The sequence below is a fragment of the Chryseobacterium sp. genome (genome assembly GCF_008831505.1).
Classification (GTDB): Bacteria; Bacteroidota; Bacteroidia; order Flavobacteriales; family Weeksellaceae; genus Marnyiella.
This window is the reverse complement of record NZ_CP044507.1, coordinates 468,364-489,238: the sequence shown is the minus strand read 5'-3', so window position 1 is coordinate 489,238 and position 20,875 is coordinate 468,364. Positions and strand designations below refer to the sequence as shown.

Here is a 20,875-nt window from a genome sequence, read left to right as displayed (position 1 = left end):
AATGTCAAATAAAAATAAATCAAGCAGATTTAATAAAATCACCATCGGTCTTGCATCACCGGAATCTATCCTGCAGGAATCCAGGGGAGAGATCCTGAAGCCCGAAACCATTAACTACAGAACCCACAAGCCTGAGAGGGACGGTCTGTTCTGCGAGAAAATATTCGGTCCTGTAAAGGATTACGAATGTGCCTGCGGAAAGTACAAGAGAATCCGTTATAAGGGTATCGTTTGTGACCGTTGTGGTGTTGAGGTGACGGAGAAAAAAGTACGTAGAGAGAGAATCGGACATATCAACCTGGTAGTTCCTATTGCTCACATCTGGTACTTCCGTTCCTTACCGAACAAAATAGGATATCTTCTGGGTATGCCGTCCAAGAAGCTGGACATGATCATCTACTACGAAAGGTATGTAGTTATTCAGCAGGGTATTGCCAAAAAAGCCGACGGTTCTGATTTCGAACCAATGGAATTCCTTACAGAAGAGGAGTACCTGGATGTTCTGGAAACCCTGCCGCCGGATAATCAGTATCTGGACGATTCTGACCCAAATAAATTCCTGGCGAAAATGGGTGCCGAGGCCGTGGAAGAGCTTCTGAAAAGAATCAAACTGGACGAACTTTCCTTTGACCTGAGACACAAAGCACATAACGAAGGTTCCAAGCAGAGAAGGACCGAAGCCCTTAAGCGTCTGAATGTGGTTGAAGCTTTAAGAGGAGCAAACACAAGAATGATTAACCGTCCCGAATGGATGGTAATGAGAGTTCTTCCTGTTATACCACCGGAGTTGAGACCATTGGTTCCACTGGATGGAGGACGATTCGCAACTTCTGACCTTAATGACCTTTACAGAAGGGTGATTATCCGTAATAACCGTCTGAAGAGACTTCTTGAGATCAAAGCTCCGGAAGTTATCCTTCGAAACGAAAAAAGGATGCTTCAGGAATCTGTGGATTCACTTTTCGATAATACCAGAAAATCTTCTGCTGTAAAATCGGAATCCAACAGACCACTGAAATCGCTGTCTGACTCACTGAAAGGTAAGCAGGGACGTTTCCGTCAGAACTTGCTTGGTAAGCGTGTGGATTACTCGGCACGTTCGGTAATTGTTGTAGGACCAAACCTGAAACTTCACGAGTGCGGTATCCCTAAAGATATGGCAGCCGAGCTTTACAAACCGTTCATCATCAGAAAACTGATTGAAAGAGGAATAGTAAAGACGGTAAAGTCAGCTAAGAGAATCATCGACAGAAAAGAACCTGTTGTTTATGATATTCTGGAAAATGTTATGAAAGGCCACCCGGTTCTTCTGAACAGGGCACCTACACTTCACCGTTTGGGTATCCAGGCGTTCCAGCCAAAAATGATCGAAGGAAAAGCAATTCAGCTTCACCCCTTGGTAACCACAGCATTTAACGCGGATTTCGATGGTGACCAGATGGCGGTACACTTACCGTTAGGCCCGGAAGCAATTCTGGAAGCTCAGCTTTTAATGTTGGGATCCCAGAACATTCTGAACCCTGCCAACGGTTCCCCTATTACGGTTCCTTCCCAGGACATGGTTTTGGGTCTGTATTTCATGACCAAAGAAGCCCACTCAACGGACGAAGTGAAGATCAAAGGTGAGGGACTTGCCTTCTATTCACCGGAAGAGGTTGAAATTGCCTATGCTGAAGGTCAGATTTCACTTAATGCGAAAGTAAAATGCCGTCTTCCTGTTAAGGAGAACGGTGAGATCGTTACAAGACTGATAGATACTACCGTAGGTAGAATTCTGTTTAACCAGATCGTGCCAAAACAGGTAGGTTTCATCAACGAACTTCTTACTAAGAAGTCGCTGAGAAATGTGATCGGGCGTATCCTGGCCGATACTGACTTCCCGACCACCGTGAAGTTCCTGGACGATATGAAGGACCTGGGTTACGAAAACGCCTTCCGCGGTGGACTTTCGTTCAGCCTTGGTGACATCGTGATCCCGGAAGAAAAGAAAACGATGGTTGCACAGGCCGTTGAAAATGTGGATGAGATTAAGGCCAACTATAACATGGGTCTTATTACAGATACAGAAAGATATAACCAGGTAATTGACGTTTGGACCAACACCAACGCCGGACTTACCGAGATGATCATGAGCAGGATGAAAACCGACCAGGGCGGTTTCAACTCTGTGTATATGATGCTTGATTCCGGAGCAAGGGGTTCCAAGGAGCAGATCCGTCAGCTTTCAGGAATGAGAGGTCTGATGGCGAAACCGCAAAAAGCCGGTTCTACAGGTGCGGAGATTATTGAAAACCCAATTGTGGCGAACTTTAAGGAAGGTCTTTCCATCCTTGAGTACTTTATCTCCACCCACGGTGCACGTAAAGGTCTGGCAGATACCGCTCTAAAGACGGCGGATGCCGGTTACCTGACACGTAGACTTGTGGACGTGGCTCAGGATGTAATCATCACTCAGGACGACTGTGGTACTCTTAGAGGTACTGAAGTTTCTCCATTGAAGAAAAATGATGAGATCGTTGAAAAAATTTCCGAGAGAATCCTGGGTAGGGTTTCTCTGCACGATGTGTATCACCCGGAAACTGACGAACTTCTGATCCATGCTGATACCATCATCAACGAAGCTTATGCTAAACTTGTTGAGGATGCCGGTATTGAGACCATAGAAGTGAGATCTCCGCTGACCTGCGAAACCAAGAAAGGAATCTGCGCCAAGTGCTACGGACGTAACCTGGCAACAGGTAAGCCAATTCACATGGGCGAAGCTGTAGGTGTAATCGGTGCACAATCCATTGGTGAACCGGGAACTCAGCTTACTCTTAGAACCTTCCACCAGGGGGGAACTGCGGGTAACGTATCCGAAAATCCATCCATCGTTGCACGTAGAGACGGTATCGTTGAAATGGATGAAGTAAGAACAGTTACTTCTGAAAATGAGGAAGGCAAAAAAGCAGAAATCCTTGTTTCACGTTCTACTGAATTCCGTTTGGTAGCCGATAATGAGCTTAGAACTCCGCTTATGATCACCAACATCCCTTACGGATCCGAATTATTGGTGAAGCCGGGCGATAAAGTGAAGAAAGGCGATGTAATTGCAAAGTGGGATCCCTATAATGCGGTAATTATTGCAGAATCTGCCGGTAAGGTAGAGTACGAAGATATTATCCAGGGTGTATCCTTCCAGCTTGAGATTGACGAACAGACCGGATTTGAGGAGAAAGTAATCTCTGAATCCCGTAACAAGAAGGCGGTACCAACACTTAAAGTAGTAGACGCCAAAGGTGTTGAGCAGCGCGCTTATAACCTTCCGGTCGGTGCCCACCTTATGGTAAACGATGGTGAGAAGATCAAGGCCGGTAAGGTTATGATCAAGATCCCAAGAAAATCTGCGAAAGCGGGTGATATTACAGGGGGTCTTCCAAGGGTAACTGAACTCTTCGAAGCACGTAACCCATCCAACCCGGCGGTAGTAACTGAAATTGACGGTGTTGTATCTTACGGTAAGATCAAGAGAGGTAACCGCGAACTTATAGTAGAAGCCAAAACCGGTGAGAGAAAGATTTATCTTGTTAAACTTTCCAAGCAGATCCTTGTACAGGAAAATGACTTTGTAACTGCAGGGTCACCACTTTCAGACGGTTCTGTAACTCCGGATGACATCCTGAAAATCAAAGGACCAACCGCGGTTCAAGAATATCTTGTGAATGAAATCCAGGAGGTTTACCGTCTGCAGGGTGTAAAGATTGACGACAAGCACTTTGAGATCATCGTACGTCAGATGATGACTAAGGTAGAAATTGTGGACGGTGGCGACACCCAGTTCCTGGAGGGAGCACTAGAACACAAATTCGACTTCCTGGAAGAGAACAACCGTGTATTCGGACTGAAAGTGGTTACGGACGCCGGTGATTCCAAGGAACTGAAGCCGGGTCAGATGATTACTGCCAGAGAGCTCAGAGACGAGAACTCCAAACTAAAGCGTGAGGACCTTGCTCTTGTTGAGGTTCGCGATGCACTCCCAGCCACGGCAACTCCGGTTCTTCAGGGAATCACGAGAGCGGCACTTCAGACGAAGTCCTTCATGTCGGCAGCATCGTTCCAGGAAACTACAAAAGTTCTGAACGAAGCAGCAGTCTCCGGAAAAGTGGATTACCTGACAGGTCTGAAAGAAAACGTAATTGTAGGACACAGAATTCCTGCAGGTACAGGTCTTAAGGACTATCAGAATGTAATCGTAGGCTCCCGCAAAGAGTTTGAAGATATCAATTAATATAGAAATTAGAGGTTAGATTTTAGACATTAGACAATTTGTAAACATTGTGTACAAAGTCGAAACTAAAATTTAACCTCCAATATCTAACATCTAAAGTCTAACAACAAAAATCTAAACTAATAAAATGGACAACAACCAAAACCAAAATCAGGACCCAAACAACATTAACATTAACCTTAACGAAATGGTAGCTGCAGGTGTATACTGTAACCTGGCACTTGTAAACCACTCTCCTTCCGAGTTTGTACTGGACTTCATCCAGCTTATGCCGGGTGTACAGCAGGCAAATGTAAGATCAAGAGTGATTCTTGCACCACTTCACGCTAAGAGAGTGCTTACTGCGCTTCAGCAAAATATCGCAAACTACGAGCAGCAGTTTGGCGAAATTAAGGAAGTTGAGCCTTTCGTATTGGGACAGAACAATAACGTTCAGGCATAATTAAATGCTGAAACCAACTTTGTCAAAGTTTGGAACTTTGACAAAGTTTAACAAGGCTAATTTATAATTCCCGGTTCAGTAATGAACCGGGATTTTTCATGCTTTCAGGAGCCGGGAACCTGCTCTCCGCTGTATCTTTTTTGGTGACTTCGTGCCTCAGCCACCAAAAAAGGATGCCGCTGCGATCAGGGCTATGGGTTGCCTATTCCCGATACAACTTTGTCAAAGTTCCAAACTTTGACAAAGTTTATCCAAAATCAATAATTCAAATAAAAAAACCCGCACCGGCAACGGTACGGGAATCCTCTCATCATTTGTGTTTCATGGTTATTGAATGAGAATTATAGAAATCAACTGGTTAAATAAATAATACAGCAAATAAGTGCACCACCCCAACAGAAAAAGATTGTAAACCCGTTCCGTAAGCCGGTACCCTACATAAAACCGAAGTGCACCCCGGGTATAGGTAAACAGAAAATTTATCACTGCCAGGACTGCCATTATCAGCAGATCAGAATAATCAGATAGTGACAATATGTTAACTGAATCAGCAGCAACCGCTATAAGCAGCAGCATACTGAACAGTACTGTTAAAATGGAGACTTCCTGAAAACCTTTATCTGATGGACGCGTAATTTCCTGCATGCTGCCTGTTTTTGAAGTATTAATTATACCACAAATATAGGTGGGCATACCGCCAAAGTAAGACGGTTTACTTCAAGCTTATGAATATTCGTCTGGGATTGACATCATTTCACTCACCATTCAATATTATGCAACTTTGTCATGCTGCAGTATCTCTACGCTTATAAAAAACGTTTAGATTCAATGGAATGACAAACACGGCATTGTCAGGCTAAAACCGTGGTTCGGCGCAGCCAAAGCATCTCGCTCTACCGACTTTCTAACGGCTTAACCTTGTCAAGGTTAAAAAGGAGCAACTTTCTTTTTTTTAACACCAAACATAAAACCCTCCCAGAATAAAAATCCGCCTCAATTGGGTATTGAGACGGATTTCGTATGTACAGTCAGATAAACTGCTGCGGTAAAATCAGTTCACCTGTCTCTTCAGGCTCTGCATATCAATAACAAAACGGTAGCGTACATCGCTTTTCAGCATACGCTCGTAGGCTTCGTTAATCTCCTGCATCTTAATCATTTCAATTTCCGGGAGGATGTTTTTCTCGCCGCAGAAATCCAGCATATCCTGAGTTTCCTTAATTCCGCCAATAACGGAACCTGCTACGGATTTTCGACCTAAAATAAGCGGAACGGTATGAAGCATGTCTTCCATCTTACCCAGATAACCAACCAATACCAGTGTTCCGCTGATGTTTAGTGTAGCGATGTAGGGATTGATATCATGATCGTAAGGTACAGTATCGATAATCAGATCAAACTGTCCGGCGGCTTCCTTCATCTCATGTTCGTAAGTTGAAATGATTACAGCATCAGCGCCCAAATCCAACGCGTCCTGAATCTTATCCGGCGTCCTGGAAAAAAGTGTCACTTCTGCACCAAGGCCTTTAGCCAGTTTAATAGCCATGTGGCCCAGACCACCCAAACCAACAACCGCCACTTTGCTGCCTTCCTTTACCTTCCAGTGTATCAGCGGTGACCACGTAGTTACACCGGCGCAAAGCAAAGGTGCTACCGCTTTCAGATCCAGGTTTTCAGGAATATGCAGACCGAAGGCTTCGTCTACTACTACAGTTTCGGCATAGCCGCCGTAGGTCCTTTGTCCGGTGATGAAAGGATCCTTACTGTTGTAGGTACCTGTAGAACCGTTCAGACAGTACTGTTCCAAGTCCTGACGGCAGCTGTCGCACTCGCGGCAAGAATCGACCAGACAACCGACTCCCGCAAGATCTCCGATCTTGAATTTTGTTACATCCGAACCGACGGAAACCACCTTACCAATGATCTCATGACCGGGAACGGCGGGATAAACCGTACCTCCCCAGTCGTTGCGGGCCGTGTGAAGATCACTGTGACATACGCCGCAGTACATGATTTCAATTTCAATGTCAGTAGGGGTAACTTCCCGGCGCAGGATGGTGATCTGCTCCAGATCTTTATCTTTAGCCTCCGTACCGAAGGCTTTTACTTCTTTAGTATTCATTATTGTTGATTGTTAATGTGATTTATCTTCAAAATTAATGAAAGGAGAAACAGACCTCTATTAATTATTTCTTAAAGTTTCAATAAAAAAATTCTGCATAACATACATTATCCTTTTTCGGTGAGGTATTTCCAGTATCGCTTTGGCACATGCTGAATATGCAGCTTCATATTTTTCCTTTCGTTGATGTTGGTTTTGGTAAAATAGCGCTGCCATAACTGCTGATATTTCCTCTCCTTTTCGCTGTATAAATCTGAAGGATTCTTAAGCATACCCAATTGCTCTGCCTCTGGATAAAAGAAAGTGGTAGCATTAAGGTCGTACACTACGCCGAACCGACGCCTCAAATCATAAATCATCCATTTCTGATCGGCATAACGGTCCTTAAAGAAACGGAAACCTACAGGGAGAACATTGAAGTCGGGTTCCACTTTTGCAAAGAACATTCCATCCTCCAGTTCTTCAAAACGGACAAAAGCATGCAGCCGGTGGATTTCACGACCCATACTTTTGCAGATTTTGGCAATGTCCATAATATCGCTGTCGCCAAAATTCTGAAGAATATCTGCTCCGGGATTTTTCACAGACTGCCTCACAGCTGAAAGTATCAGATCGCCGGCTTCGGGTCTTTCCGAAAGATAGACAAGTAACAATTGCCTAACTCCACTTTTGCCCAGAACATTTTCCATTTTTTTTATAACCCTGTCCGCTTTTGACTGATCAGTGATTACCGTATGTACCTCATCAAAAAAAGCATAATGTTGATGATGTTCTTCGCCAATAATGCGCGCCGGTTCGTAACGGTATTCAAAAACCTCAAAAACCGCGGTCATCAAACCTTCAAAGGAACCGTCATGGACAAGCGTGGTCATGCCTTAGAATAAAGTTAGCTGTTGGGAAAAGGGATTTTGATATTTGGATGTCATACCGCTCAGCAGAATTTTTCTGAGATTCTGATCATCTATGAATTTGCTGAAGACATTGGAACTGTCAAATTCAACAAAATATTTAGCCCGGTTCACCGCAACGCCCATTTTCCGGAGCTGATCCATCCCCAGCTTCTGGAATTTACGGGCCATCAGAATCTTACCTGCTGATTTGGTGCCTATGCCAGGAATACGCAAAATCATTTCTTTTGAAGCTGTGTTAATGTTCACCGGGAACTGTTCACGGTGTCTGAGCGCCCAGGCAAGTTTAGGATCTACTTCCAGGTCAAGGAAAGGCTGTTCCGGATCCAGAATTTCGGTTGCTTCAAAACCGTAAAACCGCATGAGCCAGTCGGCCTGATAAAGCCGGTTTTCCCGTTGCATGGGAACCTGGGAATGGATGGATGGAAGACGGCTGTCCTCCAGGACCGGCACATAACCTGAATAATACACACGTTTCATGTTGAAATTCCGGTAAAAATGATCGGCCACCTTGATGATCTTAAGGTCCGTTTCATTGGAAGCCCCTACAATCATCTGAGTAGATTGACCTGCAGGAGCAAACCTGGGAACTTTCCGGAAGATTTTCTTTTCTTCTTTGTAGAGAACCAACTCGTTCTTCACAAAAGTCATTGGTTTAATCATTTCCGAATGCGACTTGTCCGGGGCCAAAAGTTTCAAACCTTTTTCGGTTGGAATTTCAATATTGACGGAGAGCCTGTCGGCATACAGGCCGGCCTCTTTCATGAGTTCGTCGCTTGCTCCCGGAATGGACTTAAGGTGAATATATCCGTTGAAATTATGTTCTAAACGAAGTTTTTTTGCCACCCTAACCAACCTCTCCATTGTGGTATCCGAATCTTTGAAAATTCCTGAACTCAGAAAAAGTCCTTCTATATAATTCCGGCGGTAAAAACTGATGGTGAGGTCTACGACCTCCTCCACCGTAAAGGCAGCACGCTTTACATCATTAGTCTTACGCGAGACACAATAAGCGCAATCATAAATGCAGTGGTTAGTGAGCAGAATTTTGAGCAGCGATACACAGCGTCCGTCTTCCGTATAGGTGTGGCAGATGCCGGAGGCGTGACTGTTACCCAAACCGCCCTTATTCTTACGGTTTCCACCGCTGGATGAACACGAAACATCATACTTGGCTGCATCTGCAAGTATCTCCAGTTTCTCCTGTATGCGTTCAAAATTCATATTATTATGTTAAATGCGATACACAAAAATAGTAAATAATATCGCACCAAAATAATAATTAGTAAAAGATTATACCATTTAAAGTAAGTGTGAAAAACTATTTACTATGAGGCATTCAGTACAGGGAATACACCGTTTCAGACAGGTACCCAAACACTTACATTTCCGGCAGGGACAGGGAAACTTCCCCAGCCGTTTTCGTCGATAACAACCTCCTGCGGAAACCAACCAAGGTAATCACGGAAAGGTTGACCGGCATATTGAAGTCCCATTTCCATAGGTTTTTCATAAGCCTCTTTGTTACTGAGAACCACGGCGCAACCGGGATGTTCACCGTCACCTTCGCGCACCCAACCCAGACAGTTGGCATCTTCAAAATAGTCGCGTTGTGTACCGTACGCATAAAGTTGTCTGGCTTTAAGCAACTCCTCAATTTTCTCCACCTTATTCAGAAATATTTCCTGCTCATTGCCCTCTTTGTCTACATCTGTATAGTGCGCGCCAAAAAGATCCGGATAAAAAATGCAGGGATAGCCATCTTTGCGCAACAGAATAAGCGCATAGGCAAGAGGTTTGAACCAATGCTCCACCGGTGCTTCCAGTTCCTGCAGCGGTTGCGTGTCGTGATTGTCCACCACTGTCACGGAAAGCAGTGGATTGGCGAGTGTTAGCGTATCATTGAAAATGGTGCGAAGGTCAAAATCGCCGCCCTGCAGTGACGCGACATGAAAGTTGTGATGCAGCGACGAATCGAAGAGACTCATACAGCCTTCAGTGGCTTCAATATATTTCAGTTTGAGATCCAGAGCACCGGGTGCCCAGTATTCGCCAACGGCAAAAATGTTCTTTCCCGTATTAGCCCGAAGCGTATAAAGCCATTCCTTATAAAAATCCGGTGACTGGTGCTTCACAGCATCGAGCCGCACACCATCGAATCCGATCTGGTCATGGTACCATTTTCCCCAATGGTTCAGTTCGGCGCGGACAAAGGGATTGCGGTGTTCCAGGTCATTATGCATCAGGAAATCATAATTGCCCAGCTCATCTGAAATAATTTCCTCCCAGCCGTCACCATGATCATGGATGATCTGATAGATGCCGGGCTCCTGCCCTTCGGCATAATCCACACCAGAGAAACACTGGAAATCCCACTTGAAATCGGAGTAAGTTTCGCCCCTTCCCGGAAATGTAAATTTGGTATAACTCTCAATTTCTATCGGTTCGGAGAGTATTTCATGTCTGTTTTCTGGATTGACACGCATTGCGTGAAATTTTTCCTTCTCGTCGCCTCCTGCTTTGTGATTGAGCACGATATCAGCGATGATGGAAATCCCTTTGCTTTTCAGTACGCTGCAGGCGTCCAAATACTGTTCTTTGGTTCCGTATTTTGTAGCAATGCCGCCTTTCTGGTCAAATTCGCCCAGATCAAAAAGGTCGTAGGGATCGTAGCCTACTGAAAACCCGCCACCTGCAGCCTTGTATGCCGGCGGAAACCACACAGCCGATATTCCAAGTTCTGCAAGATAATCTGCAGCCTGTACAGCTTCGGTATAAAGTGTGGAGTCACCGGCGGAATACCAGTGGAAAAACTGGATCATTGTTGGATTCATGGAAGTAGTTTGGAGGCATCAATTTAGCAAAAAACAATCCAATCCGGCAGGTGGCCAAATGATGAGGTTTTCAGAAATGTTTATTCCGCGGTCCCGAATCGCTTGATTTCAACCTTCTTTTCCCGGACCTTAAGTAAAAAATCCTCAAGAGACTTAGTGGTGGAGGCCTCAACAATTACATCATTAAAACTACTTTCGGTATAAACATTTTTCTGAAACGCCTGACTTTCCAGAGAAACCTGGTACCGACCTAAGGGCAGGTAGGCACTGTATTCCCCAAGAGCATTACTGTAGAATGTAAATGTTTTACCTGTGGTGCTTCGAAACAGCACCGGAATTCCGGCAAGATGCTCCTGGACTTCATACTGGAATTTACCGGTTTTTTCGTAAGTTATTTTACCTTTAAGAACCCCCGTTTTAACCAGTGGAAGAGTTATAAACTCCTCCTTCTGCTGCAGGTCTACTTCCTGAATTTCACTGTACCACTCGTTCTCATTTGACTTTATTACATATTTGCCAAAAGGAAGTTTACGGTATTTCACATAGCCGTCTTCAGCTGCCATGAACAGAATATTATTGATTCTCACTTTCACACCGTTGGCAGGCTGGTCGATACCCGGATCATAGGTACCGTTATTATTATGGTCAAAAAAGGTGAACATGCGGATTGTGCCGTTTTTATATTTCACGGGCTCGTCGCCAATAGTCGGAAGGTCCTGTGAGATGCCGGCCTGATAAAAAATATTCTTATTACCATGTGCTCCGCTTGAATAGTAGCTGTAACTGAAACTGCCAAAGATGCGGGTGGTTCGGAATATGCGGTAATCAGCATTGGAACTTAGGGCGAGACTTTTTCCGCTTTGACGGTCCAAATTTGCCATTGCATTAAAGTTGAGATTCAGCTTGTTATTCAGCAAAACAGACCTGTAAGAAGCCACAGCAGACAGTCTCTCATTACCATCACTAATTTTCCCGTTCCTGTTGCCTTCGTACAGTAAAAAATTACCTTTCTGATAATTTCCGCTTATGAGCAGGTTACGGTGATGCCAACCCGCCTGAAGATTATAGATATGACTTGGCTCGGTGATACCCCGGTAATAAGAAATTCCCTGCGTATGAGAAAGTGTAAAACGGTTTTTCTGGTCGTCTGTGGCGTAGTTCAGCGTAATTCCTGCTGTAGCACTTTCAAATTTAATTGCAGTACGGGCAAAGACTTCACCAAGAAAAACCTCTGAATTTTCGGTTGAGGTCTGCGATAGCAAACTGATATCCATTTTACGGGAATACCGAAAGCTGGAACCTAATTCTATTCGGTGACGTTCCGAAAAAGAACTGAACTGGTACAGCGGATCTATATTCTTAGGATTATAATGATTCAGACCATACGCACCGTAAAGTGTGAATTTATCAAAACTGCGGAACAGGCGCTGCTCCAGAACTGTACTTCCCCTCCGAATTCCAGGATAGTAGCCGCTACTGTAGGAATTGGAAGAAGTAAAGGAATAGTTTTTCCAGTTTTTACGGTAATTGAGTCCTGCCGAAAGCGATGGCTCTGCCACGTCGCTGTGTGAGACAGACCTTGCATATCCGTAACCCAGATCAACATCAAATGATTTATCCTTTTTGTTACTGTATGTATATCCCGTTTTCAGAATAAAACTTCTCTGGAAAATATCAGTATCCCAAATGGCTTCACCGTCCAAACTCTGGTAACCGTTAAGCGCATAATTGGCTCTGGCAAAAGCTGAGTAACCGCGTGGAAAATTATTTACGCGAACAGGCTCAAACAGGTTAAAAGATTTTTCCACCACACCTGCGGAAATTGCGGTTCCGGTTTCGGGACTTGGCGTAAATGTAAGCTGAGAACCACGACCGTTCAGTGTGATTTCCATATTATTATCGTTAATATTACCCAAATGCATTGAAAATTCGTTGTGCTCCAGTTTCAGCCACGTATTCTGAAACATCATTTTGGTATCCAGGGTAGGCCAGAACGTACCGTTCATATTCACAATGGCTTTTGTATTTCCAATATTTACCGTGGAATGTAAATTAAGCATATGGCTGGCTGAAATCTGATCAAAAGGATTATTGGAACTCCAGGAGATATAGTTATTTTCAATTCCTCTGTAAAATGGATTCTGTGCAGGATCCACATAACGTCTGTTGCCCAAAGCATTCTGCACGGTAACCATAGTATTACCAAAAAACTCCTTAGAAGCGTCAGTTACGGCCACATTAACAGTAAAGACCTCCATCCGGAGCATCTCCCTGTCTATAATACGTGAAAACTCAACTTTCTGGCTGCTGAAGGGTGCGAGTATAACTTTTTTACGGAGTATCAATTCATTCCCGATACCCTGAGGGAAACTAGCGTAGATTTCGGCTTCCTCTGTACGGTTGCCCCCGTTACTTACCTGCGTGCTGATGTTTAAACTGTCGCCCACCCTGTAAATCAGTATCTGTGGCTCATCCGAGAAAATACGTAGTTGCCGCCGTGCTTCCACTTTCAGCACAGTCTCACATGAGGCAACAATTTTTCCGGCAGCATCCTGCAACCAAAGTGAGACAGGAGAATTTCCTGCAGGGAGCTTTTTCTCAATAAAAATCTTTACCGGAATAAAGAGGTTTTCACCGGCTTCAGAATTTACGGTAGTTCCGGGGTTTAACAGTCGTACGCCTTCCGGTGCTTTTATGCTAAGCTTCAGGTTCTTCGCAGTCGCTGTACCGTTGCTGATCTGTACCATAAGGCTGCGCATTTCACCATTGGCCACCACAACAGCGGTGTCTGTCTTAATTAAAACCTTACCTGCCTGCGAAAAAAGCAGCAAGGGAAATAAGACAAAAAAAAAGCGGAAAACATTCCTGAGAGTCAACACGATATTACTGGGGAATCATGGTAAATACAACAGTTCCGGAGTACTGGTCGTAGGACCTGTTGAAAAATGTAAGGTCACCTGCCTGTGTGGAGTAGGTGATGTCATAAAACTTAAGAGCCGGATGTGCGGCGCTGCTGATGATATTCTGCTGCGAAGCAGAGAGATTTATATTGCCTGTAAGGAGTTGTGTTTGATTTTCGCGTATCTGCATTTTCAGGGCATTTACCGGCAGGGTGCTGTTGCTGTTGCTGGACAGGGAACTACCGATTGTATTTACCCGCACAGTATAAGGAGTATTGGAGAATGTGGAAAAAGCTTTAGACTGTGTTTTGGTTACACCATTAGCATAATCGGAAGCTGTCTTAAATTCAAGAAGAACATTTTTGGCATTTTCGTCGAATACCATTCCGAATGTCGGGGTGGTAGGCGGAGAATCCAACGGCATAATCCGCAAATCGAACGACACGGGAATTTGTGTCATCAACTCACCTTTCCTGTTCCGCAGCTCCATTATCATATTAACTTTGAAATTGCTCCACGATTTATATTCTTCCAGGTAAGCGCCTGCTTCCACAATCACATCATAGTAAAGATTGATAGCAAAATAGTTCTTTATACCAAGATCATAAACCGACTGTGACTGAGTGGTTATATCAGTACCGCTAATCTGAAAAGGCATAACCGCAGTATTAAGGCCTAAAGAAGAGGCATTTACGGGTGTCCCGTTATCTGCACCCGCAGTTGATAAATAGCTGAACTGATATTTCAGTTTCTGCGGCGGAAAAGTTTTAATACCGTTGGTTATAGGTCCGTTTACCCTGAATGTGACCGACCATCTGTCCATTTGCAATCCGTTTGCATTCTGAACTTCAATAAAAAAGCGTTTAAGGTTTTTAATCCGCGTTTCGCCATATGTATCAACAGGTACCCAGCCGGTATTATGTACACTGAGGCGGGCAAATGTCTGCGCATCTGCAACTGAAAAAATAAGTACAGCCAACAGGGCTATAAATTTACTCATGTACAAATGCCAGTTCGGCCATTTTAATCGTATCATCATTACCGTAAGAAAAAGTTGATGAAGCGGTATATTTCCCGGGTTGCAGGTCCTTTGGAAGTGTTATTTTTACTGATCGGCGGTCTCCCGGAAGCGTATATAAGATCTGATCTTCTAGTGTTTGTTTCCGACCGTTGCTCAAATTCACCAGCTCAGTAAAGACAGTGCCGTCTGTCCACATATTTCCGGTATTTTCCAGATCCAGTTCCAGCATCTTTGCTTTTTTGTTATAACGGTAATCCTGAAACTCAACATTGGGATCCTCCGGAGAATTATAGCGGTGATAAAGTTTTATTCCCGAACGCAGTGTTACCTTAACCATGGCACCTTCCTGATTGTAGGAATCCACAGGATTGGTTTGGGTGATAAATAAAAGAGCTGTATGCACATTAAGTGTATCAGCTTGTAAAGCAGGAGCTTTCACTGTCACTATAATATCCTGAGATTCGCCTGGAGCCAATGAAAAATAGCTTTGCGGACTGATGGTAACCCAATTTGTCGCAGAGTTTTTCAGAGTACCTGCATCTGCTATGACATTATTCCCTTCAGTATCGTACTCCCAGTCGTGGGTGGATACAGTGAGAGTAAGCGAATTTGTCTTACTTGAATTTGTAACCTTTATCTTGTTTGAACTGGAGGAGCCGGGGGCAGACACAAAATATGATCTGGGGGGCGTAACATCAAGCCCCGTCTGAGCATTTACGAAACCGCATGCCACAAACAGTATCAGAACGGCGTAAAAATAAGACCTCGTTTTCATAAATAAAAAGAGCAATATAAGTATCCTCACATTGCCCCAATTTTATATTTTGTCTAAGTTTTATTGAGCTACAATGGAATACATCACATTGGTTGTGTAAGTGGTTTTACCCGTACCGCTGAAGTGTTTTCCAACATATTCATTACCACCGGCACCTTTGTAGGTTACATTGTAACCCATGGATACACCACCGGTAGTACTGCTGAAAAGATTAACATCACCCGTACCCAGGTTTACTGTACTTGGATTAATGTCTGAACCATTGTTCCCCGTTCCCTTCGCTATTAAAAGTGATATACCGCTGGAAAGGATTTCAACATTCTGTCCAGGAGCTGCAGTTAGTCCGTTTGTAAGATTAGCTGCTTTTGCCTTTACCTGGAATCCACCCGTACTGTATACGGTAAGGTGATTATTCAGGACCGGAGAAGATACACCTGTAAGATAATCATTCGTAGTTACATACTCTAAAGTTACTTCCTTGGAAGCATCATTTACAGTTATAGACTGTATAGGGTTGAGAATAACATTCAGTTTTGTTTGAGTGGTTTGTGCAGTAGCTGCAAAAACACCTCCGATAAACATTGCTAATAAAATGGCCTTTTTCATATTTGTAGATTTTTAATTTTAGTGCTTATTTGTTAAGACTTATACCCCTTGTTTTAACACTACAAAAGTAATACGGCACTTCAAATAGCTTTTTATGAAAACATCCAAAAAACTTATGCAAATGTCATTCATAAAATTTTGACAATAAAATTAATATTACTATTATTATTTATATATAGATTTGCGGATTTGGTATTTATAATCAAATATTCTCATCCCTGAAATTTCGCCACAAATTATTAGAAGCATATTTGAATTTATGAAATCATAAGAAAGAAACAACGAAGCCCTCCTGTTATGGGGGGCTTCATTTGATTATGGTTAAGCATTAAGAGTGATCAGTGTGGCAATATGCTGTATAAAACTTCAGTACTATATACTGTTGGATCCTGCCCGGTTGAGTAATGATTGATGAAAGCATCTTCGCCTTTTGCGGCATACGTAACACTGTAACTACTGCTGGAAGTACCGGTGGCCGAAGTGATGAAAGCGGTATCAGCACTGGAAAGCTGGACGGGCACAGTAGTAAATGAATCCGAACCGCTGGCTGAACCTTTTGAAGCTGTAAGGGTAATATCACCTGCATTGATGTAAGCATCGCTTCCTGCAGATTTAAGTTTGGCATCCAATGTTCTTACATTTACAACATAACCCCCAGTACTGTATACCTTTAGATGATTATCCCTGTTCAGGCTTACACCCTGGCTATAATCCTGCTTGGTTTTATAGGTGAGATTAACATTCTGATCCATCGCGCTCAATTCAATGGTCTGCACAGGATGCAGCACAATTTTGAGAACGGTGGAAGAGCCGCTTTGTGCCGAGAAACTTCCGGACCAAAGCGATAAAACGATAAGCGTGCAGATTGTAATAATACGTATCATAGGCCATTACTTTACTGTTATACCTCAGGACTTCACTAGTCTCAGATTCGGAATCTGGCTCACCGCATGGTCACGGAATTCACGGGGCGAGCTGCCGGTATGCTTCTTAAAGAAATTACTGAAATTACTTTCTTCAGAAAAACCAAGGTCCTGGCTGATGTTCTTAACAGGTATCTCCGTTCCCCTCAGCAGTTTCTTTGCCTTTTCCAGAGCTTTAGCTATAATGAAGGATTTGGTTGTACATCCATACACCGTCTGCACGGCATTGTCCAGCGTTCTCTTGCTGATGTTCAGCTTATCGGCGTAATACACAGCTGTAAAATTAAAGGAAGACTCATTAAGCAGCAGAAAGATAAATTTATTCGCCATCTCCTTTTCGTAGCTGTCTTTCCGGTAATGATCCATTTTCGGATCGTATTCCATAAGGGTACGGATCAGGATAAACTCCAGAAAGTTGATGAGCAGATTTTTGGCGAAAAGTTTATTCATCACCTTTTCCTGAGTCGGGAAATAATAATACTTCATAATGGACTCAAAAGGCATAAAATTATTGGGAACGGCCCACCCAAGCGGGTTACGGAAAAAGATACCTCTCTTTATGTGGCTCAGGAATTCCAGGCGGTCTACAAAGAGATCAACTTTAAACCACATCAGGATTGCTTGACGGGTTTCGCTCATGAACTGAATAGGACTGTCCGGCGGAATATAATAGAATGTTTCCGGAGGCAGATGCACCTCATTGTCAAAAATAAGCAGATGTACATTCTCAGTAGCGGTATACAGAATGGAGTAACCGGCAAAGTTGATCATCCGGTCCTCATCCTGTATATCGCTGAGGGCACTAAGGCCCCAGTCTCTTAGAGTCTTCATTTAATGTGTTTTCAAGGGGTATATTTCTTTTCAGAAATAATAATATAAATATATCAAAAAAAATGATGTACTAAATATCTTTATTTGTTGATTTATGTTAGATAATCCTCAAAAGGTATTTTAAGCTGCACCGATACCTGTTTTGTATTCCCGTTATCAAGGCCGGAAACTGAAAGGCCCAACAAACGCACGGGTCTGTCAAAGGGTCGCAACTGCCACATTTGCAAGGCCATATTATAAATATGGTCATAATCACAAAAGAACTTTTCACCGGATCTGGACCTTGTAAAGAGACTGAAATCGCTGTACTTAATTTTAAGCGTAAGCGTCTTTCCTTTCAGGTTTTTCTTTGTAAGCCGTGCTTCCAGCTCTTTACCAAGGTCTTTAAGCTGCTCAAAAACGGCATCTTCATCTACAAGATTCTCCCAAAAAGTTTCTTCAACTCCCACACTTTTAGCAATTCGCTCCGGTCTTACGGGATGATCATGTATTCCACGTACGACATCATAATAATATTTTCCGGCCTTACCGAAAAGTTCGGTCAGTTGCTCCAGCGACTTTGCCTTAAGGTCTGCACCTGTAAATATATGTAGGCTGTGCATCCTGTTGGCGGTTACTTTACCAATTCCATAGAACTTCTCAATCGGCAGTTTCTCCATGAAGGCCAGTACCTGAGTGGGATGAATGGTTTTCTGTCCGTTCGGCTTATTGTAATCTGAGGCCACTTTCGCCAGGAATTTGTTAACAGATATGCCCGCAGAAGCAGTTAAACCGGTACGCTCAAAAATTTTCTGTCTGATTTCCCTCGCGATGGAATTTGCGGACTGGATTCCCATCTTATTTTCAGTAACATCCAGGTAGGCCTCATCCAGCGACAGAGGTTCTACCAGGTCCGTATATTCAAAGAAAATCTGGCGGATCTGGTTTGAAATCTCTTTGTATCGCTGGAAGCGGGGCTTCACCACAATCAGGTGGGGGCATTTTTCCAGCGCCAACCGTCCCGGCATTGCAGAGCGGATACCAAACTTTCGGGCTTCGTAACTGGCGGCAGCTACCACACCGTAGCGGCCACCGCCCACACAAACAGGTTTGCCTCTAAGTTCGGGCTGGTCATACTGCTCCACAGAAGCGTAAAACGCATCCATATCAACGTGAATTATTTTCTTTTCAGCACGGGTCATCACGCAAATTTAGCTATTTAATTACGCAGTACAGTGCGGAAACCGGCTGTGGCATATACAGGTTTGGGAAGACGTGAAGCTGTAGTGCATAGAAGATTTCAGACATGAGATTTCAGATTTCAGATTTCAGATTTCAGATTTCAGACATGAGATATGAGAGGTTAGAGGGTTAGAGCGTCAGCTTAACCCCGAAGGGGTGTAATGATTATAGACGCAGGTAACGTTGCATTGAAACCCCGAAGGGGTGACATTATTCGTCACAAATACCGGGACAGTCCTGGCGAGGAGCGGGCGAAGGTTGGGACGCGGCAAATCCAAAATTGGTGTTGAGGAAACGTGCAAAGGTTTAACCCTTGAGTGAACAAATTAAGGATAATCACGTCACATTTATTTCTTCAACTATGCTAGCTTCAACTGCGTTCAGCTACCCAAATAGCGTTGTAGAGGTGTCGGTACTCCGGGATAAAGACGCTGCTATTTGAAGTTCACCGGCACGAAGTGAGGACACTTCGCGCAGCGTGGTTCTGAGAACCGTGCCAAGTTTTAAACCATAACACGGTTAGTTTGAGCAAAAAGAAAAACAAGACCACAACGGTTGATCATATCATCCTTTATTATGCGGGGGTATGTTCCATAGGAACATTATCTGTGTAGCGGTTGAGATCAGGATGTTTTGGCGTGCCGTAGGTACGCTATAATCGAATAACCTTGTAGGTTGGCGTATTTCGCCAAGCAACCTTACAATGCCGTGGTTGCAATACGCGACCGCGCGAGCTATTTGGCAAGCTGATGGTGGGTTCTGAGAGCCGTGTCAAGGTTTAAAACTTTAACACGCTCCATATGCGGAGGTTAAGGTACTGGTACTGATGCGGACGCGGGATGTCTGATGGTTGATTCCTATTTGATGTCGGCAGGCGTACTATAGACGTAAGACCCATGTATACCCGGGGAGGATACGGGCTATCCGTGTAGTATCCGGCGGGTATGTATACTGCAACTACGGTGCAAGGTCCGGGAAGTCTTTAGGGAAAGGCGCTGAGAAGAAATTAATGAGTTAAAATACCCAAATTTCCAAATGTGTTGGCATTTTTGCCTTTTGAAGTCTGCATCAGAAATAAAAGTAATAAATATTTGACAACCACGCAACTACTTTCTGTAAATAATAAACTCTTCACCTAAAAGTAGGCGGAGGCAGCGGAAATTACAGTGATCTATTTGGCAAGGCTTAGAGTGACCGATAAGCTATTCCTGATCAATGCTGGTTGCTGCTGTTGTGCCAGGCAAACGGTAGCACAGATTAGGCATTAATCGGAGGCTGTACACTGACAATTTGATAATCAAGCTGTCCATAGCGATTTTGGCGTTCAATATAAGTTCAGCTGTCAATACCGACTCTTTAGCTGCTCCCCGGCAGGATTTAAGGGACCGGCACTGTTGCCGTGTCTTTCACGGATAAGTTGTGCTGCATCCAGCTTTTTAAGGAGCCAGATATAGGGCGTGGTCATATCCGGGATTGAGGGACCAGTGTGAGGCGACAGTGCCAGGTATACCGCTTCGAAAAGGAAGACTTCGTAGGAGGCGAGACTTTGTATGCGGAAAGCCGATTTGAAGACGCCGAAAGGCTGGCGGAACTCATCGCGGCTGAGGGAGGACAATGTCAGCAGAGAGTTTTGCCCGGGCACAAGTTGCGCTGGAGAACCGGTGACCGGTTTGAAGTGCTGCAGTTGGCAGGAGGCGTTTAGAAAAGAGCGCAGCGCAGCGTAGGTAATCAGTACAGTACCAGGATTGTCAGGCCTGTAGATTTGTTTGGTGTACATGAAGAACATTATTTCTGAGAGTGTGTGCTTGTAGCGGTCCAGATGTTCCAGATTGAAGAATGCATCGATGAGTTTGAAGGGGTCGGAGGCTGAGCTGGCGGTCCACAGTTCCGCATTAAGAGGATGCCAGTTTGTTTCCATGACGATATTATTTCAAGCAAAGGAAAATCAGCCTAAGTGGATATGCTATTCTGCAGGCGGATAAAATATACCATACATTCGGTATTTTAGAATAAAAAAAGATCACA

General features: G+C 43.9%; 14 protein-coding genes. 2 read left to right on the top strand and 12 right to left on the bottom strand.

Annotated elements, in window-relative coordinates; translation table 11 throughout:
- Window position 1: 1 nt before the first annotated feature.
- Both rpoC and F7R58_RS02355 read left to right on the top strand, forming a co-directional pair.
- A complete protein-coding gene (rpoC, locus tag F7R58_RS02360) occupies window positions 2-4,267 on the top strand; it encodes a DNA-directed RNA polymerase subunit beta' (RefSeq protein ID WP_158063367.1) in 4,266 nt (1,421 codons plus the stop codon).
- Window positions 4,268-4,394: 127 nt separating this feature from the next.
- Window positions 4,395-4,709: a DUF3467 domain-containing protein gene (locus F7R58_RS02355; protein WP_158063366.1), complete on the top strand. Its 315-nt coding sequence runs from the start codon at window positions 4,395-4,397 to the stop codon at window positions 4,707-4,709.
- Window positions 4,710-5,760: 1,051 nt separating this feature from the next.
- On the opposite strand, the gene F7R58_RS02350 is transcribed toward F7R58_RS02355, so the two are convergent.
- The 12 genes from F7R58_RS02350 to F7R58_RS02295 form a co-directional block, all read right to left on the bottom strand.
- Window positions 5,761-6,831: an NAD(P)-dependent alcohol dehydrogenase gene (locus tag F7R58_RS02350; RefSeq protein ID WP_158063365.1), complete on the bottom strand. Its 1,071-nt coding sequence runs from the start codon at window positions 6,829-6,831 to the stop codon at window positions 5,761-5,763.
- 107 nt (window positions 6,832-6,938) lie between these two features.
- A complete protein-coding gene (locus F7R58_RS02345; RefSeq protein WP_158063364.1) occupies window positions 6,939-7,703 on the bottom strand; it encodes a TIGR03915 family putative DNA repair protein in 765 nt (254 codons plus the stop codon).
- A gap of 3 nt (window positions 7,704-7,706) precedes the next feature.
- Window positions 7,707-8,963, bottom strand: a complete 1,257-nt coding sequence (locus tag F7R58_RS02340; protein WP_158063363.1) for a putative DNA modification/repair radical SAM protein — start codon at window positions 8,961-8,963, stop codon at window positions 7,707-7,709.
- Window positions 8,964-9,100: 137 nt separating this feature from the next.
- The gene (locus F7R58_RS02335) at window positions 9,101-10,573 is read right to left on the bottom strand and encodes an alpha-amylase (RefSeq protein ID WP_158063362.1); all 1,473 of its coding nucleotides are present in this window, start codon (window positions 10,571-10,573) and stop codon (window positions 9,101-9,103) included.
- A gap of 80 nt (window positions 10,574-10,653) precedes the next feature.
- Window positions 10,654-13,404: a hypothetical protein gene (locus F7R58_RS02330; RefSeq protein WP_229723831.1), complete on the bottom strand. Its 2,751-nt coding sequence runs from the start codon at window positions 13,402-13,404 to the stop codon at window positions 10,654-10,656.
- Between the two features lie 52 nt (window positions 13,405-13,456).
- Complete coding sequence (locus F7R58_RS02325; RefSeq protein ID WP_229723830.1) at window positions 13,457-14,473, bottom strand: hypothetical protein; 1,017 nt, start codon at window positions 14,471-14,473, stop codon at window positions 13,457-13,459.
- Complete coding sequence (locus tag F7R58_RS02320) at window positions 14,466-15,269, bottom strand: molecular chaperone (RefSeq protein WP_158063360.1); 804 nt, start codon at window positions 15,267-15,269, stop codon at window positions 14,466-14,468. Before F7R58_RS02320 ends, F7R58_RS02325 begins: the two co-directional genes overlap by 8 nt.
- Window positions 15,270-15,329: 60 nt before the next feature.
- Window positions 15,330-15,875: a hypothetical protein gene (locus F7R58_RS02315; RefSeq protein WP_158063359.1), complete on the bottom strand. Its 546-nt coding sequence runs from the start codon at window positions 15,873-15,875 to the stop codon at window positions 15,330-15,332.
- A gap of 338 nt (window positions 15,876-16,213) precedes the next feature.
- A complete protein-coding gene (locus tag F7R58_RS02310) occupies window positions 16,214-16,759 on the bottom strand; it encodes a hypothetical protein (RefSeq protein ID WP_158063358.1) in 546 nt (181 codons plus the stop codon).
- Window positions 16,760-16,783: 24 nt separating this feature from the next.
- Window positions 16,784-17,629 (bottom strand): helix-turn-helix domain-containing protein, encoded by an 846-nt coding sequence (locus F7R58_RS02305; RefSeq protein WP_158063357.1) that lies wholly within the window; start codon window positions 17,627-17,629, stop codon window positions 16,784-16,786.
- A 92-nt stretch (window positions 17,630-17,721) separates the two neighbouring features.
- Window positions 17,722-18,810, bottom strand: coding sequence for a DNA polymerase IV (gene dinB / locus F7R58_RS02300; RefSeq protein ID WP_158063356.1), 1,089 nt, complete (start codon window positions 18,808-18,810; stop codon window positions 17,722-17,724).
- A gap of 1,382 nt (window positions 18,811-20,192) precedes the next feature.
- The gene (locus F7R58_RS02295) at window positions 20,193-20,768 is read right to left on the bottom strand and encodes a hypothetical protein (RefSeq protein ID WP_158063355.1); all 576 of its coding nucleotides are present in this window, start codon (window positions 20,766-20,768) and stop codon (window positions 20,193-20,195) included.
- Between the last annotated feature and the right edge of the window lie 107 nt (window positions 20,769-20,875).

Coding starts and splice junctions, on each gene's coding strand:
- rpoC (WP_158063367.1), top strand. CDS start 2: ATGTCAAATAAAAATAAATCAAGCAGATTTAATAAAATCACCATCGGT.
- F7R58_RS02355 (WP_158063366.1), top strand. CDS start 4,395: ATGGACAACAACCAAAACCAAAATCAGGACCCAAACAACATTAACATT.
- F7R58_RS02350 (WP_158063365.1), bottom strand. CDS start 6,831: ATGAATACTAAAGAAGTAAAAGCCTTCGGTACGGAGGCTAAAGATAAA.
- F7R58_RS02345 (WP_158063364.1), bottom strand. CDS start 7,703: ATGACCACGCTTGTCCATGACGGTTCCTTTGAAGGTTTGATGACCGCG.
- F7R58_RS02340 (WP_158063363.1), bottom strand. CDS start 8,963: ATGAATTTTGAACGCATACAGGAGAAACTGGAGATACTTGCAGATGCA.
- F7R58_RS02335 (WP_158063362.1), bottom strand. CDS start 10,573: ATGAATCCAACAATGATCCAGTTTTTCCACTGGTATTCCGCCGGTGAC.
- F7R58_RS02325 (WP_229723830.1), bottom strand. CDS start 14,473: ATGAGTAAATTTATAGCCCTGTTGGCTGTACTTATTTTTTCAGTTGCA.
- F7R58_RS02320 (WP_158063360.1), bottom strand. CDS start 15,269: ATGAAAACGAGGTCTTATTTTTACGCCGTTCTGATACTGTTTGTGGCA.
- F7R58_RS02315 (WP_158063359.1), bottom strand. CDS start 15,875: ATGAAAAAGGCCATTTTATTAGCAATGTTTATCGGAGGTGTTTTTGCA.
- F7R58_RS02310 (WP_158063358.1), bottom strand. CDS start 16,759: ATGATACGTATTATTACAATCTGCACGCTTATCGTTTTATCGCTTTGG.
- F7R58_RS02305 (WP_158063357.1), bottom strand. CDS start 17,629: ATGAAGACTCTAAGAGACTGGGGCCTTAGTGCCCTCAGCGATATACAG.
- dinB (WP_158063356.1), bottom strand. CDS start 18,810: ATGACCCGTGCTGAAAAGAAAATAATTCACGTTGATATGGATGCGTTT.
- F7R58_RS02295 (WP_158063355.1), bottom strand. CDS start 20,768: ATGGAAACAAACTGGCATCCTCTTAATGCGGAACTGTGGACCGCCAGC.